The organism is Mycolicibacterium pallens, assembly GCF_019456675.1.
GTDB classification, from domain to species: domain Bacteria; phylum Actinomycetota; class Actinomycetes; order Mycobacteriales; family Mycobacteriaceae; genus Mycobacterium; species Mycobacterium crocinum.
Map to the genome: position 1 here is coordinate 719,707 of NZ_CP080333.1, position 13,168 is coordinate 732,874.

At 66.8% G+C, this 13,168-nt stretch carries 14 protein-coding genes; 7 read left to right on the forward strand and 7 right to left on the reverse strand.

Translation table 11 applies throughout. The features are described 5' to 3' along the window. Positions 1-12: 12 nt before the first annotated feature. The 3 genes from K0O64_RS03300 to K0O64_RS03310 form a co-directional block, all read right to left on the reverse strand. Positions 13-1,707: a DEAD/DEAH box helicase gene (locus tag K0O64_RS03300; protein ID WP_071947772.1), complete on the reverse strand. Its 1,695-nt coding sequence runs from the start codon at positions 1,705-1,707 to the stop codon at positions 13-15. Between the two features lie 74 nt (positions 1,708-1,781). After that, positions 1,782-2,270 (reverse strand): cupin domain-containing protein, encoded by a 489-nt coding sequence (locus K0O64_RS03305; RefSeq protein WP_071947771.1) that lies wholly within the window; start codon positions 2,268-2,270, stop codon positions 1,782-1,784. Positions 2,271-2,287: 17 nt separating this feature from the next. Further along, on the reverse strand, positions 2,288-3,184 hold the full coding sequence (locus K0O64_RS03310) for an SDR family NAD(P)-dependent oxidoreductase (protein ID WP_071947770.1): 897 nt from the start codon (positions 3,182-3,184) through the stop codon (positions 2,288-2,290). Positions 3,185-3,286: 102 nt separating this feature from the next. Between K0O64_RS03310 and K0O64_RS03315 the strand changes: the two genes are divergently transcribed. Beyond that, positions 3,287-3,844: a TetR/AcrR family transcriptional regulator gene (locus K0O64_RS03315; RefSeq protein ID WP_071950115.1), complete on the forward strand. Its 558-nt coding sequence runs from the start codon at positions 3,287-3,289 to the stop codon at positions 3,842-3,844. 182 nt (positions 3,845-4,026) lie between these two features. Then, a complete protein-coding gene (gene groL / locus K0O64_RS03320) occupies positions 4,027-5,652 on the forward strand; it encodes a chaperonin GroEL (protein WP_071947769.1) in 1,626 nt (541 codons plus the stop codon). Positions 5,653-5,752: 100 nt separating this feature from the next. On the opposite strand, the gene K0O64_RS03325 is transcribed toward groL, so the two are convergent. Further along, positions 5,753-7,009 carry an IS30 family transposase gene (locus tag K0O64_RS03325; protein ID WP_425574770.1) on the reverse strand — a complete coding sequence of 419 codons (1,257 nt, stop codon included), beginning with the start codon at positions 7,007-7,009 and terminating at the stop codon, positions 5,753-5,755. Positions 7,010-7,139: 130 nt separating this feature from the next. Between K0O64_RS03325 and K0O64_RS03330 the strand changes: the two genes are divergently transcribed. Next, a complete protein-coding gene (locus K0O64_RS03330; protein WP_096309828.1) occupies positions 7,140-8,012 on the forward strand; it encodes an endonuclease domain-containing protein in 873 nt (290 codons plus the stop codon). Between the two features lie 75 nt (positions 8,013-8,087). Here K0O64_RS03330 and K0O64_RS03335 read toward each other — a convergent pair whose 3' ends face one another. Next, on the reverse strand, positions 8,088-8,453 hold the full coding sequence (locus K0O64_RS03335) for a hypothetical protein (protein ID WP_071947767.1): 366 nt from the start codon (positions 8,451-8,453) through the stop codon (positions 8,088-8,090). A gap of 73 nt (positions 8,454-8,526) precedes the next feature. Here K0O64_RS03335 and K0O64_RS03340 point away from each other — a divergent pair, with 73 nt between their 5' ends. After that, the gene (locus K0O64_RS03340) at positions 8,527-9,336 is read left to right on the forward strand and encodes an SDR family NAD(P)-dependent oxidoreductase (RefSeq protein WP_096309829.1); all 810 of its coding nucleotides are present in this window, start codon (positions 8,527-8,529) and stop codon (positions 9,334-9,336) included. On the opposite strand, the gene K0O64_RS03345 is transcribed toward K0O64_RS03340, so the two are convergent. Continuing rightward, positions 9,325-9,888: a carboxymuconolactone decarboxylase family protein gene (locus K0O64_RS03345; protein WP_096309830.1), complete on the reverse strand. Its 564-nt coding sequence runs from the start codon at positions 9,886-9,888 to the stop codon at positions 9,325-9,327. The two genes, K0O64_RS03340 and K0O64_RS03345, sit on opposite strands and share 12 nt — an antisense overlap. Then, a complete protein-coding gene (locus K0O64_RS03350) occupies positions 9,885-11,609 on the reverse strand; it encodes an N-acyl-D-amino-acid deacylase family protein (RefSeq protein WP_096309831.1) in 1,725 nt (574 codons plus the stop codon). The genes K0O64_RS03345 and K0O64_RS03350 overlap by 4 nt, the downstream gene beginning before the upstream one ends. A 35-nt stretch (positions 11,610-11,644) precedes the next feature. Between K0O64_RS03350 and K0O64_RS03355 the strand changes: the two genes are divergently transcribed. The 3 genes from K0O64_RS03355 to K0O64_RS03365 are packed head-to-tail and all read left to right on the forward strand — an operon-like array spanning position 11,645 to position 13,135. After that, the gene (locus K0O64_RS03355) at positions 11,645-12,055 is read left to right on the forward strand and encodes a VOC family protein (RefSeq protein ID WP_096309832.1); all 411 of its coding nucleotides are present in this window, start codon (positions 11,645-11,647) and stop codon (positions 12,053-12,055) included. A gap of 10 nt (positions 12,056-12,065) precedes the next feature. Beyond that, on the forward strand, positions 12,066-12,590 hold the full coding sequence (locus K0O64_RS03360) for a mycothiol transferase (protein WP_096309833.1): 525 nt from the start codon (positions 12,066-12,068) through the stop codon (positions 12,588-12,590). Between the two features lie 44 nt (positions 12,591-12,634). Then, positions 12,635-13,135, forward strand: a complete 501-nt coding sequence (locus K0O64_RS03365; RefSeq protein WP_096309834.1) for a phosphatase PAP2 family protein — start codon at positions 12,635-12,637, stop codon at positions 13,133-13,135. Positions 13,136-13,168: the final 33 nt, after the last annotated feature.

Consider the following 13,168-nt stretch of genomic DNA (forward strand, 5'->3'; position numbering starts at 1 on the left):
AGCGTAGCGGGTTTACGACGATGTGAGGCCGCGAACGGCTTCGATGCGGGCCTTGAGCTGATCGCTGGTGGCCGCCGCGACCGGCGGGCCGCCGCAGACCCGGCGTAGTTCGTTGTGAATCTGGCCGTGCGTCTTGCCGGTCCGGTGGTGTGCCAGTGACACTAGGGCGTTGAGTTCGCGGCGCAGATCCCGCAGCTGGCCGTGGGTGGTGAGCCGGGGGACTTCGCCGATGGCGGTGCGCTTCTCGATCTGCTCTTCTTGCCTGCGCCGCAACAGATCTCGCATCGACTCGGCATCGAGTAGACCGGGGATACCGAGGTAGTCGGCCTCCTCGTCGCTACCGGCGGGCGTGGCCGTCCCGAACGAGGAGCCGTCGAAGATGACCTGATCGAGCTCGGCGTCGGCGCCCAGGTACTCGATCTTGTTCTCGCCCTCGTCGGGCTCGTCACGGTTCTGCTTGGCGAGTTCGGCCTCAAGGGGGTCGTCGTCGAGGTTCTCCCGGTGCGGCTTGCCCAGCACGTGGTTGCGCTGGGCTTCCATCTCGCTGGCGAGCAGCAGCAGGTTGGGCACCGACGGCAAGAAGATGCAGGCGGTCTCGCCGGGACGGCGGGAGCGGACGAAGCGGCCGATCGCCTGGGCGAAGAACAGCGGGGTCGACGCGCTGGTGGCGTACACGCCGACCGCCAGCCGCGGCACGTCGACACCTTCGGACACCATGCGCACCGCCACCAGCCAGCGGGAGGTGCTCGCCGAGAACTGGGAGATGCGATCGGAGGCGCCCTTGTCATCGGACAGGACCACGGTCGGGGCTTCGCCGGTGATCTTCAGCAGCAGGTCGGCGTAGGCGCGGGCGGCGGTCTGGTCGGAGGCGATGATCATGCCGCCGGCGTCGGGCACGTGCTCGCGAAGGCCGCGCAGCCGGGTGTCGGCCGCGGCGATCACCGCGGGCATCCACTCACCTGCCGGGTTGAGCGCGGTCTTCCAGGCCCGCGCGGTCTGCTCGGCGGTCAGCGGCTCGCCGAGTCGGGCGGCATGTTCCTCGCCGGCACTGTCGCGCCACCGGGCCTCACCGGAGTAGGCCATGAACATGACCGGGCGCACGACGCCGTCGGCCAGCGCGTCGGAGTAGCCGTACGTGTGGTCGGCCTGGGATCGGGCAAAGCCGTCGGGACCGACTTCGTAGTTGACGAACGGGATGGCGCTGTCGTCGCTGCGGAACGGCGTCCCGGTCAGCGCCAGCCGGCGCGTCGCATCGTCGAACGCCTCGCGCATGGCGTCGCCCCACGTCTTGGCGTCACCGCCGTGGTGGATTTCGTCGAAGACCACGAGGGTCTTGCGGTTCTCGGTACGCACCCGGTGCCGGGTCGGGTGGCTGGCCACCTGGGCGTAGGTGACGACGACGCCGTGGTACTCCGCGGAGGTCTGCGAGTTGGAGTTGGAGAACTTGGGGTCCAGCGCGATCCCGTGCCGTGCCGCGGCCTGCGCCCACTGGATCTTGAGGTGCTCGGTCGGGACGACGATGGTGATGGCCTCGACGGTGCCCTCGGCGAGAAGTTCGGCGACGATGCGCAGGGCGAAGGTGGTCTTACCGGCACCCGGGGTCGCGACAGCGAGAAAATCGCGCGGCTTGGCGGCCAGATACTTGACCAACGCCCGTCGCTGCCAGCCCCGTAACGCCTGGGTGCTGGGCGCATCAACTGCCCGCACCCCTGGGACTCCTCTCGGTCGAGATGGACTCTAGCGCAAGCGGATACGCCCGCGCACTTCGATGCGGCGTGTCGTCAGACCAAGAAATTGTCGTTGCGAATGAAGAACTCGCGGCGTTCGTCGTCGGTCAGCTCGCCGAGCTTGGGCAACCCCTCGAAATAGAACTCCCGCGGCGCGCCCGGAGCAAACAACATCAGGATCGATGCGGGCTCGTCGGACTGGTTGCCGAAGCCGTGGATGCCGCCGGGTGGGACGTAGAGATAGTCGCCTTGCTCGCCGACGGTCCAGTCGCTGCCGTCGAACAGCTCGATCCGGCCGGAGAGGACGAAGAACGATTCCGACATGGCCTTGTGGAAGTGCGGCCCGGGCCCGCCCGCCTTGGGTCCGAGGTCGACGCGGTACAGACCGAAGTCGCCGCCGGTCGATTTCTCGGTGGCCAGGTAGGTGTACTTGATCGGGCCGACCTCGAAGTCCGCCGGGGTGTCGGCCTTGCGCAGGGTGGCGCTGATCTCGCCGTCGCCGTCGTAGCGGGGCGGGGGATAGGGCGGCACATGCAGCGACATAGCCACCAGTCTGCCAATCAGCCGACGGGAAACACCACGCCCGTCAGGTCTTCGGACACCTGCCACAACCGCTGCTGGACCGCGGTGTCGTGCGAACGCTTGTTGGAGGAGACCAGCTTGGGGTAGCCGCGCATCTGCAGGAATCCGCCCGGTCCGTAGTACTGGCCGCCGCGCACAGTCGGGTCGGTCGCGGCGCGCAGCGTCGGCAGGGCGCCCATCTCCGCATCCTGCACGGTCAGGCCGAAACCCCACTCCACCACTCGGGGCAGGTTGCGGCCGAGCTCGGTGGCCGAGCTACCCGGGTGGGCGGCGGTGGCGATCGTGTCGGTACCGGCCAGCCGCTTCTGTAGTTCATAGGTGAACAGCAGGTTGGCCAGCTTGGCCTGCCCGTAGGCGCCCGCGCGGCTGTAGCTGCGCTCGGATTGCAGATCGTCGAAGTTGATGCTGCCGAACCGGTGGCCATTGCTGCTGACCGTCACGACCCGCGATCCGGGCGCGGCCAGCAGGCGGTCCATCAGCAGGCCGGTCAGTGCGAAGTGACCGAGGTGATTGGTGCCGAACTGCAGCTCGAACCCGTCCTGGGTGGTCTGCTTCGGCGTCATCATCACGCCGGCGTTGTTGATCAGCAGATCGATCCGGTCGTGGCGGGTGTGCAGTTCGTCGGCGGCGGCGCGGATGGACTGCAGCGAGGTGAGGTCGAGTTCCTGGACGCTGACGTCGGCGCCGGGATAGCGGCGCACGATCAGGTCCGCGGCCGCCTTGCCCTTGTCGAGGTTGCGGACCGCGAGGACCACGTGTGCGCCGTGGGATGCCAGAGCCCGGGCCGTCTCATAGCCCAGCCCGGTGTTGGCCCCGGTGATCACGGCCGTGCGGCCGGTCTGGTCCGGGATGTCGGTCGAATTCCAGCCGGCCATGCGATTCTCCTCGATTACGATGGATAAACGGAGCGCACGCCCCGGTTTCTTCGACTATACGGAACGTGCGCCCCGCTTTGTCAACGCGTGAGGGAGTATGAGGTGGCACTGAGCTGCCGGCCGTTGCGGGCCGATGCGGCGCGGAATCGCGCCCGGGTGCTGCAGGTGGCCTACGAGGTCTTCGCCGAGCAGGGCTTGTCCGTGCCGATCGACGAGATCGCGCGGCGTGCCGGCGTCGGAGCCGGCACTGTCTACCGCCACTTCCCGACCAAGGAAGCGCTGTTCGAGGCCGTTATCGGCGAGCGCATGCGGTTCGTCGTTGGGCGGGCGCGCGAACTGCTGGCCGCGGATCCGTCCACGGCGTTGTTCGAATTCCTCCGCGAAATGGTGCGCGAGGGCGCGGCCGACCACGGCATGGTCGAGGCAATGGCGAGCTATGGAATCGACCTCGACACCGCGGCGCCCGGCGCGGAAGCCGAATTCCTCGGCATGCTCGGCGAGATGCTGACGGCGGCCCAGAAGGCCGGCGTCGCCCGCGCCGATGTCGGCGTCGCGGAACTCAAGGCGCTGATGGTCGTCTGCAAGAGCGGGCAGTCGTACGGAGATGACGTCGCCGACCGGATCACGAACGTGATCGTGACGGGTTTACGCGCACGGTGAACGGCTGATTCACTTCTTGCACTCGCCTAGGTCGAGTGCTAAGAATGTGGTTGGCACTCCCGACCGGTGAGTGCTAGGTCGGGACGGTGAGACCTCAGCCGTACACAGCTGTGGGTCGTCCGTCGCGGGCACTGCGTCCGGCCAAGAGACGTGTAACCCCCAACCGGAGGATTCACTTCGCAATGTCCAAGATCATTGCTTACGACGAAGAGGCCCGTCGCGGCCTCGAGCGGGGCTTGAACAGCCTCGCCGACGCGGTAAAGGTGACGCTGGGCCCCAAGGGCCGCAACGTCGTCCTGGAGAAGAAGTGGGGCGCCCCCACGATCACCAACGATGGTGTGTCCATCGCCAAGGAGATCGAGCTCGAGGACCCGTACGAGAAGATCGGCGCCGAGCTGGTCAAGGAAGTCGCCAAGAAGACTGACGATGTCGCGGGCGACGGCACCACCACCGCCACCGTTCTGGCTCAGGCCCTGGTTCGCGAAGGTCTGCGCAACGTCGCTGCCGGCGCCAACCCGCTCGGCCTGAAGCGCGGTATCGAGAAGGCCGTCGAGAAGATCACCGAGACGCTCCTCAAGAGCGCCAAGGAGGTCGAGACCAAGGACCAGATCGCGGCGACCGCCGGGATCTCCGCGGGCGACCAGACCATCGGTGACCTGATCGCCGAGGCCATGGACAAGGTCGGCAACGAGGGTGTCATCACCGTCGAGGAGTCGAACACCTTCGGCCTGCAGCTGGAGCTCACCGAGGGTATGCGCTTCGACAAGGGCTACATCTCGGGTTACTTCGTGACCGACGCCGAGCGTCAGGAAGCGGTCCTCGAGGATCCGTACATCCTGCTGGTGTCGTCGAAGGTCTCGACCGTCAAGGACCTGCTTCCCTTGCTGGAGAAGGTCATTCAGTCGGGCAAGCCGCTGCTGATCATCGCCGAGGACGTCGAGGGCGAGGCCCTGTCCACCCTGGTGGTCAACAAGATCCGCGGCACCTTCAAGTCCGTCGCCGTCAAGGCCCCGGGCTTCGGTGACCGCCGCAAGGCCATGCTGCAGGACATCGCGATCCTGACCGGCGGCCAGGTTGTCAGCGAGGAGGTCGGCCTCTCGCTCGAGACCGCTGACATCTCCCTGCTGGGCCAGGCTCGTAAGGTCGTGGTGACCAAGGACGAGACCACCATCGTCGAGGGCGCCGGTGATTCCGACGCCATCGCCGGCCGGGTGGCCCAGATCCGCAGCGAGATCGAGAACAGCGACTCCGACTACGACCGCGAGAAGCTGCAGGAGCGCCTGGCCAAGCTGGCCGGCGGTGTTGCGGTGATCAAGGCCGGAGCTGCCACCGAGGTGGAGCTCAAGGAGCGCAAGCACCGCATCGAAGATGCCGTGCGCAACGCCAAGGCTGCTGTCGAAGAGGGCATCGTCGCCGGTGGTGGCGTGGCCCTGCTGCAGTCGGCTCCGGCGCTGGATGAGCTGTCGCTCTCCGGTGACGAGGCGACCGGTGCCAACATCGTCCGCGTGGCGCTGTCGGCTCCGCTGAAGCAGATCGCCTTCAACGCGGGCCTCGAGCCCGGCGTTGTCGCCGAGAAGGTCACCAACTCTGCTCAGGGAACCGGCCTCAACGCCGCGTCCGGTGAGTACGAGGACCTGCTCAAGGCCGGCGTTGCCGACCCGGTGAAGGTCACCCGCTCGGCGCTGCAGAACGCGGCGTCCATCGCGGCGCTGTTCCTCACTACCGAGGCCGTCGTCGCCGACAAGCCGGAGAAGGCCGCCGCACCTGCGGGCGACCCGACCGGTGGCATGGGCGGTATGGACTTCTAAGTCCCAGTACGAAAGAAGCCCCGGTGCGCTCCGCGCACCGGGGCTTTTCGTTTGCCTTCCATCCGAGTGTGCGGTTTCATACGCAACACGCCGGGCGGTTTCAAGGATTGGTTGCAACAGTGGACTCTGTCGGGGGTGACAGTAGTCGATTGAGGACTTCGGCGGGGTTGTCCCAGTCGAAGCGTTTGCGTGGTCGTTCGTTGAGTTCGGCGGCGACTTCGGCGAGGTAAGCCTCGGAGTGCACCGATAGGTCGGTGCCTTTCGGAAAGTATTGGCGTGCCAGGCCATTGGTGTTCTCGTTGCTGCCGCGTTGCCACGGGGAGTGGGGATCGCAGAAGAAGATGTCGATGTCGGCGTCGATGCTGATGCGGCTGTGGTGATGCATTTCGATGCCTTGATCCCAGGTCAGTGAGCGGCGCAGCGCGTCGGGCAACGTCTTGATGACCTTGGTGAGGGCCGTGGCGACGGTGGCGGCGTCGCGACGCCCGGGCAGGTGCACGAAGTGGACGAAACCGCTGGATCGCTCGACCAGGGTGCCGATCTGAGAGGTCTGGTTTTTGCCGATGATCAGGTCGCCTTCCCAGTGCCCGGGCACAGCTCTGTCATCGGCTTCGGCAGGGCGCTCGCTGATGTTGACCATGCCCTGGATATGTCCTGGGCCATCGCCGCTCGGCCGCCGGTTGCGGGGCTTGCGCAGCGCGCGTCCGGTGCGCAGACACTTGGTCAGTTCACGCCGCAGTTCGCCCCGTCCCTGCACGTAGAGGGCCTTATAGATGGTTTCGTGGGACACCAGCATCGCCGGGCGATCGGGATAGGTCTTGGCCAACCGTCCCGCGATCTGAGCAGGGCTGAACTTCTTGGTCAACAGCCTTTGTACTTCATCACTCAACGCCGGGCATCGGGCAATCTTGCCCGTCTTGGGCCGGCGGGCCCGGGCCTCGCTGCGCTGCTGGGCCAGCACAGCCGAATACCCCGACTTGGCGTCCCAACCGCCCCGATTGGCGCCGAAACGATGCAGGGCCCGGTACCGGCCCTCGAGTCCACGCACCTTGCCATTACGTTCGATCTCACGCATGACCGTCGTGGCGGCCCGCCCCAACCGTCGAGCGATCGAACGAATCGACTCTCCCGAAGCGGTGCCGAGCATGATCTGTTCACGTTCGGCGTGCGTCAGCCGTGGACGCTTCACCCCGCGGGGTTGCTGCAGCTGTGGATTCACACCGCCACACTGGCGAAACCACAACCGGCCAGAGGCTGCCGACACGCGAACCACCACCCCGGCGTCACCAGGACCAAGCCCGGCAGACACCAACTCCCAAAACCGGGCCTGAACCGACAACAACGGACTCCGCGGCATCAACACTCCAATCACGAAGTGTTGCAATCACCCCTTGAAGCCAAGCCGCGATGCGCGTATCAATCCGCACACTCGCGCATGCTGGGGATAGCGGAACGCACAGCGTCCAGCGCATTGGCAGTCTTCGCGTATGCAGACCGTCGCGTGGCCGTTCCTTGCGGCCGAAGCCCTGGCTGCTGAAGCGCTGACCTTCCGCGAGCTCAGGCAATTCCATGCCGCGATCTACCCAGGCGTGTGGATGCCCCGCGGTGTCGAAATCTCGGCGGTCGATCGGGCCCGCGCTGCCTGGCTCTGGTCGGGTCGCAGAGGCGTGCTCGCGGGTTCGTCGGCATCGGCGTGGTTGGGCGCCAAGTGGATTGACCCTGATGCGGCTGCCGAACTCGTCCACACCAATCGGCGGCCACCGCAGCTGATCGCCGTTTACTCGGACACGTTGTTACCTGGCGAGATTCAACAGCTGCGCGGGCTGGCTGTGACGACGCCGGCGCGGACGGCGTTCGATCTCGGACGGCGCCTTGAGTTCACGACGGCGGTGCAACGAATCGATGCCCTCATGCAAGCCACGGACGTGAAGGTGGACGACGTCCATGCCGTGATGGCACAGCACGGTGGGGTCCGCGGCCTGAAGCAACTGAGCGCGGTGCTGGAGCTGGTCGACGGCGGGTCCGAATCGCCGTACGAGTCGCTCACCCGAATCATGCTCGTTCGCAATGGTTTTCCGCGACCGGAAACTCAGATCCGAGTGTGCGACGATGACGGGTTCGTGGTCGCCAGGCTGGACATGGGGTGGCCGGAATACCGGGTGGGCGTCGACTTCGACGGCGCACACCATTGGACTGACCCTCGGCAGCGATCGAAAGATGTCGAACGCTATGCGCGGTTGCCGGAGCTCGGGTGGATCGACGTGCGGGTGACGAGTTCGATGCTGCACAACAATTCGCGGGTGTTCCTCGATCGGGTTGATGCGGCACTTACGGCGCGCGGCTGTCCGCGCACATGGTGAGTGTGCGTTCCCATCCGCGATCGACGGCGTGTTGCGGATGAAACCGCACACTCGAAGCGTGAACTACTCGGCGAGCTAGAGCGGGACGCAGTCGTCGCCGCAGCCCGACGCCGTCGGCACGCCCGGGACGGCAGGCCGGTGCAGCACCGCGCGCTGGGGGATCACCCGCAGCCGATCGTCGGCGAGCTCGCCGCGGCCGTCGACGATCAGGCTGTACCCGCCCGGCTCTCGCGGCGGCCACACCATCGTGACGTCGGGATGGGCGAGCGCATTGCGCTGCGTGCTGTTGCCCACCGAGCCGACGTCGAACACACCGGCCACGAGCTGAGGGTCCACCGCCACGGTGTGTGCGCGGTGGTCATCGCTGACGGTGATCAGATAGCCGAACAGATAGTCGGCCAGCGTGCCGGCGAGCTGGTCGAGGTCCACCTTGACGCTCATGGGCCGACGATACTGCTGTCGGTACGCCCAAACCTGGGGAATACCGGCACTGTGCCCTAGGGTTGCCAAGCAAATGCCGCTGCCTACGCCGTCACCCACGTCTACCGCCGTCGTCACCGGAGCCTCCTCGGGCATCGGCGCCGACCTCGCCCGTGAACTCGCCGCTCGCGGCCACGGTGTCACCCTCGCCGCTCGCCGCGAGGACAAGCTCCGAGAGCTCGCCACCGAACTCGGCAGCCAGGTCCGTGTCGAAGTCATCGCCGCCGATGTCGCCGACCCCGACGCCCGCGCCGCACTGTTCGACGAAGTCGAGCGCCGCGGTCTGACCGTCGACATCCTGGTAAACAATGCCGGCATCGGCACCATGGGCCCGGTCAAGGACGCGTCGGTCGATGACGAGATCGCCCAGGTCCGCGTCAACGTCGAAGCTGTCATCGACTTGACGACGCGTGCGGTGCAACAGATGGTGCCGCGCGGCCGCGGGGCGATCCTCAATGTCGGCTCGACCGCCGGCTTCCAGCCCTTCCCCGGGCAAGCGGGCTACGCGGCAACAAAGGCATTCGTCCGGTCCTACACAGACGGGGTACGCGCAGAGTTGGCGGGCACCGGCGTCACTATCGCCACCCTGAACCCGGGCCCGGTGCGCACTGGATTTCTTCAGGCCGCGGGGATGGACGAGCGGACGTTCGCCGACGCCTTTCCGAAGTTCATGTGGGAGCCGTCGCGGGACGTCGCCAAGGCTGGTATCGACGCGCTGGAAGACGACCGCGGCAGCGTGATCCCCGGTCTGGCGAGCCAGGTGTCGACGCGCATCTTCCAACTGTTGCCGCAGCGGGTGCTGCTACCGCTGTTGGTCAAGCAGCATCCAGCGCTACGCCGCTGACGACGGCCAGGGCCGCATCCAGCCCTCGACCGGCAAGTCCAGACCGTTGCACAGCGTGCACACCGTCCGGTACCAGCCGACGGCGATCAGCAGCTCCATGCGCTGCTCGTCGTCGAAGCTCTCGCCGAGCGCGGTCCACGTCGCCGACGACCACGACCCGGTGCGCTCCAGCTCGTCGACCGCGTCGATGAGCACCCGCTCCGACGCGCTCCACCGCGGGTCATCCGGAGAACCGACCGCCAGCGCGTCGGCCTCCTCGCCGGAGACCCCGGCGATCGGACCCCAGAACGCCGCTTGCCCACCCGATTCGTAGGCGCAGTGCACCAGCCCGCAGATCCGCAGGATCGCGATCGTGCGCACCCGCGGTGGCAACTTCGTGTCGACGTAGAGCGATTCACCCATCTTGCGCAGCTTGCGCGCCATGTCGGGGTGGCGCTGCAGGCAGCGCACCAGCAGCAGCGGTTCGTAGGTCCGGTCGGGATGGCCCCAGCTGCCGATGTCGGCAGCGTCGGAGTCACTCCACGGCTGAGCCAGTGGCGCTACCCGGCTCACAGAGCGGGTGCGGGTTGACGTCCGCGGATCAGCCGGCCCGGCCGCGCCGACGTCGGTACCCCGTTCTCCGAGATCACCTCACCGGAGACAATCGTCGCCACGTAACCGTCGGCCGTCTGGTCCAGCCGTCGCCCTCCTGCGGGCAGGTCAGACTTGACGGTCGGCTGGTGCAGCCGCAACGCATCGGAGTCGATCACGTTGATGTCGGCCTTGTAACCGACCGCGAGCCGGCCGCGGTCCGCCAGTCCGGCAATCCGCGCGGGCACCGACGTCAGCTCCTGGATCACCCGTTCCACCGACAACCGGCCGGACTCCCGGTCACGCACCCAGTGCGTGAGCATGTAGGTGGGAAAGCTTGCGTCGCAGATCATTCCGTAGTGCGCACCGCCGTCGCCCAGACCGAGGACGACGTCGTCGCGCTGAATCAGCTCCGCCACCGTGTCCAGCGAGTTGTCGCGGAAGTTGGCGAGCGTGACCAGCAGCATGGCGTGACCGTCGTCGTCGAGCAGCCGGTCGTAGGCCTCCTCCAGCGGGCTGACGCCGCGCGCGGCAGCTCGTGCGCCGATCGAATCCTCCGGCGACGGTTCGTAATTTGGCGGATCGCCCAGCGGGTACATGTAGTTCCACGCTTGGGCCGCGAACATCAGCGGATGCCCGTCACTGGCCGGACTGTCGTTCAGAATGCGTTCCCGCACTTCGGGTTTACGCATCTCGGCCACGCGCTCGGCCAACGGCAGATCGGCGATCTCGCGGTACGCCGGATACATGACGAACGGGTTGCCCGAAAGGTCCAGGCCGAGCACCAGTCCGATCGGACGCGGGAAGATCTGTCCGGTGACGTCGCCGCCGTTGGCGTTGGCCTTCTCGACCATGCGCAGCGCGTCGAGGTGGATCGGCGGACCGGCATTACCGATCGCGAGCGTGAACGTCACGGGCAGACCGACTTCCGAGGCGACGTCGAACACGGCGCTCAAGGCACCCTCATAGTCACCCGCCATCAGGTCCGGCACGAACTGCAGCAGGCCACCTCCTGCGTCGTCGACGCCGCGGGCGATCGCTTCGATCTCTTCGTACTGCGCTTCGTAGCTCGGAATCGGTTGCCCGCCAGATGTTTTGTGCAAGGTGAGCCGCGACGAGGCGAAGCCCAGCGCGCCGGCGCGGATCGCTTCCTCGGCCAGCTTGCGCATCAGTGCCAGATCCTCGGCGGTGGGCAGTTCGCGGTCGACACCGCGCTGACCCATGACGTAGACGCGAAGCGGGGAGTGCGGCAGGAACGCCGCGACGTCGATGTCCCGCTGCCGCGATTCCAGCGCGTCCATGAACTCGGGAAAGGTCTCCCACGTCCATGGCAGTCCGTCGACCATCACCACACCGGGGATGTCCTCGACGCCGGCCATCACGTCGACCAGGACGTCGTGGTCCTCGGGACGGCAGGGCGCGAACCCGACGCCGCAGTTGCCCATGACCGCGGTCGTCACGCCGTGCGCCGACGACGGGATCATCCGGTCCGACCAGATCGCCTGCCCGTCGTAATGGGTGTGGAGGTCGACGAATCCGGGTGTGACGAGCAGGCCGGTCGCGTCGATCTCGCGCTCACCGGTTTCGGAGATGGTGCCGACCGCGGCGATGACACCATCGGACACGGCGACGTCGCCGCGGTACGGCGCACCGCCCAAGCCGTCGACGATCGTGCCATTGCGGATGACCAAGTCGTAACTCATGGGCTCAGATTACGTCGGCTGCAAGTATGTGAGCTGTGATCGATCACTTCGGAATCAACTGTGACAACTACGCCGAATCCCAAGAGTTCTACGACAAGGTTCTTCACGTCCTCGGTTACCACCGGGTGATGGACTTCGGTGAAGCCATCGGCTACGGCACCGAGGGCAAGCCGACGTTCTGGATCGCCGATGCCTCAGCCGGGGACGCGACCGGGCCCAACCGTGAGGTGCACATCGCTTTCGAGGCCAAGGACGCCGAATCGGTGCAGGCCTTCTTCCATACCGCACTGGCGCTGGGCGTCGAGCCGCTGCACGCACCGCGGTTGTGGCCCGAGTACCACCCCGGCTACTACGGCGCGTTCGTCCGCGACCCCGAGGGCAACAACGTCGAAGCGGTGTTCCACGGCGCCCAGCCTGAGGCTCAGGTCCCCACGAACTCCGCGTAGCGTCGAGACCATGGCTGACTCACTGACTGACGCGGATGCGGCCCGTGAACTGCTGCGGGATTCCTTCACTCGCATCATCGAGCACGTCCAGAACATCACCGACGATCTGACCGACGAGGTCTCGTTCTTCCGGCCGACCGCGACGGCCAACAGCATCGCCTGGCTGGTGTGGCACAGCGCGCGGGTCCAGGATGCGCAGCTGGCCGACATCGCCGGAACCGATCAGGTGTGGTTCAGCGGTGGCTGGGTGGACCGGTTCGATCTGGACCTGCCCCGGGATGCGCACGGCTACGGCCACACCCCCGAAGAGGTCGGCAAGGTCCGCGCGCCCGCGGATCTGCTGGCCGGCTACTACCACGCCGTGCACAAGGTGACTCTGGAGTACATCGCCAGTGTCACCACCGACGAGCTGGCCCGCGTGGTCGACACGAACTGGAATCCGCCGGTGACCGCCAGCATGCGGTTGGTCAGCATCATCGACGACTGCGCCCAGCACCTGGGTCAGGCGGCCTACGTACGGGGCATCGCCCGCTGATCACCACCGCGGTCCGCTGGTGGCCGCCGCTCGGGTTGGCGGCGATGGGGCTGCTCGGCTGGGCCGTGGGGAAGGGATCGACGCCGGTCGACGACTGGTTCCAGCGAGCGAACGGCGGCGTGCTGGGATGGTTGCTGTTCTTCACCGATCAGCGCACGACGCTGGTGATCCTGGTCGCCGCGCTGGGGTTGGCCGCCTACCGGCGGCGTTGGCTATTGCTTGCTGTGGTGGCAGTGAGTCCCGTTGCCGCCGTGTGGCTTTCACGTTTATTCAAGGAATGGTTCGGCCGCACGAAGGATGAGGCGGTCGCGTATCCCAGCGGCCACACCACGCTCATGGTCGTGGTGCTCGGCATGGCGCTTCTGGTGGTGGGTGCGCGGCTGTATGCCGTGGTGGTGGCCGTCGTCTGGGTGCTGCTGGGGATGCTGGGCCAGGCGGTGACCTACCACTACATCACCGACGCCGTCGGCGGGCTCCTTCTGGGCAGCGCGATCGTGTGTGTGGCTGCGCTGATGACGCAATCCACGTCATTGACGCGTAGGTAGTGCCATGCCATGCTCCCGTGTGCGGGGAATGCC

What these genes read in the sequence shown, in the direction of transcription:
- K0O64_RS03305 (WP_071947771.1), bottom strand. Translation starts at nt 2,270, where the DNA reads ATGTCGCTGCATGTGCCGCCCTATCCCCCGCCCCGCTACGACGGCGAC.
- K0O64_RS03310 (WP_071947770.1), bottom strand. Translation starts at nt 3,184, where the DNA reads ATGGCCGGCTGGAATTCGACCGACATCCCGGACCAGACCGGCCGCACG.
- groL (WP_071947769.1), top strand. Translation starts at nt 4,027, where the DNA reads ATGTCCAAGATCATTGCTTACGACGAAGAGGCCCGTCGCGGCCTCGAG.
- K0O64_RS03325 (WP_425574770.1), bottom strand. Translation starts at nt 7,009, where the DNA reads ATGCCGCGGAGTCCGTTGTTGTCGGTTCAGGCCCGGTTTTGGGAGTTG.
- K0O64_RS03330 (WP_096309828.1), top strand. Translation starts at nt 7,140, where the DNA reads ATGCAGACCGTCGCGTGGCCGTTCCTTGCGGCCGAAGCCCTGGCTGCT.
- K0O64_RS03335 (WP_071947767.1), bottom strand. Translation starts at nt 8,453, where the DNA reads ATGAGCGTCAAGGTGGACCTCGACCAGCTCGCCGGCACGCTGGCCGAC.
- K0O64_RS03340 (WP_096309829.1), top strand. Translation starts at nt 8,527, where the DNA reads ATGCCGCTGCCTACGCCGTCACCCACGTCTACCGCCGTCGTCACCGGA.
- K0O64_RS03350 (WP_096309831.1), bottom strand. Translation starts at nt 11,609, where the DNA reads ATGAGTTACGACTTGGTCATCCGCAATGGCACGATCGTCGACGGCTTG.
- K0O64_RS03360 (WP_096309833.1), top strand. Translation starts at nt 12,066, where the DNA reads ATGGCTGACTCACTGACTGACGCGGATGCGGCCCGTGAACTGCTGCGG.
- K0O64_RS03365 (WP_096309834.1), top strand. Translation starts at nt 12,635, where the DNA reads ATGGGGCTGCTCGGCTGGGCCGTGGGGAAGGGATCGACGCCGGTCGAC.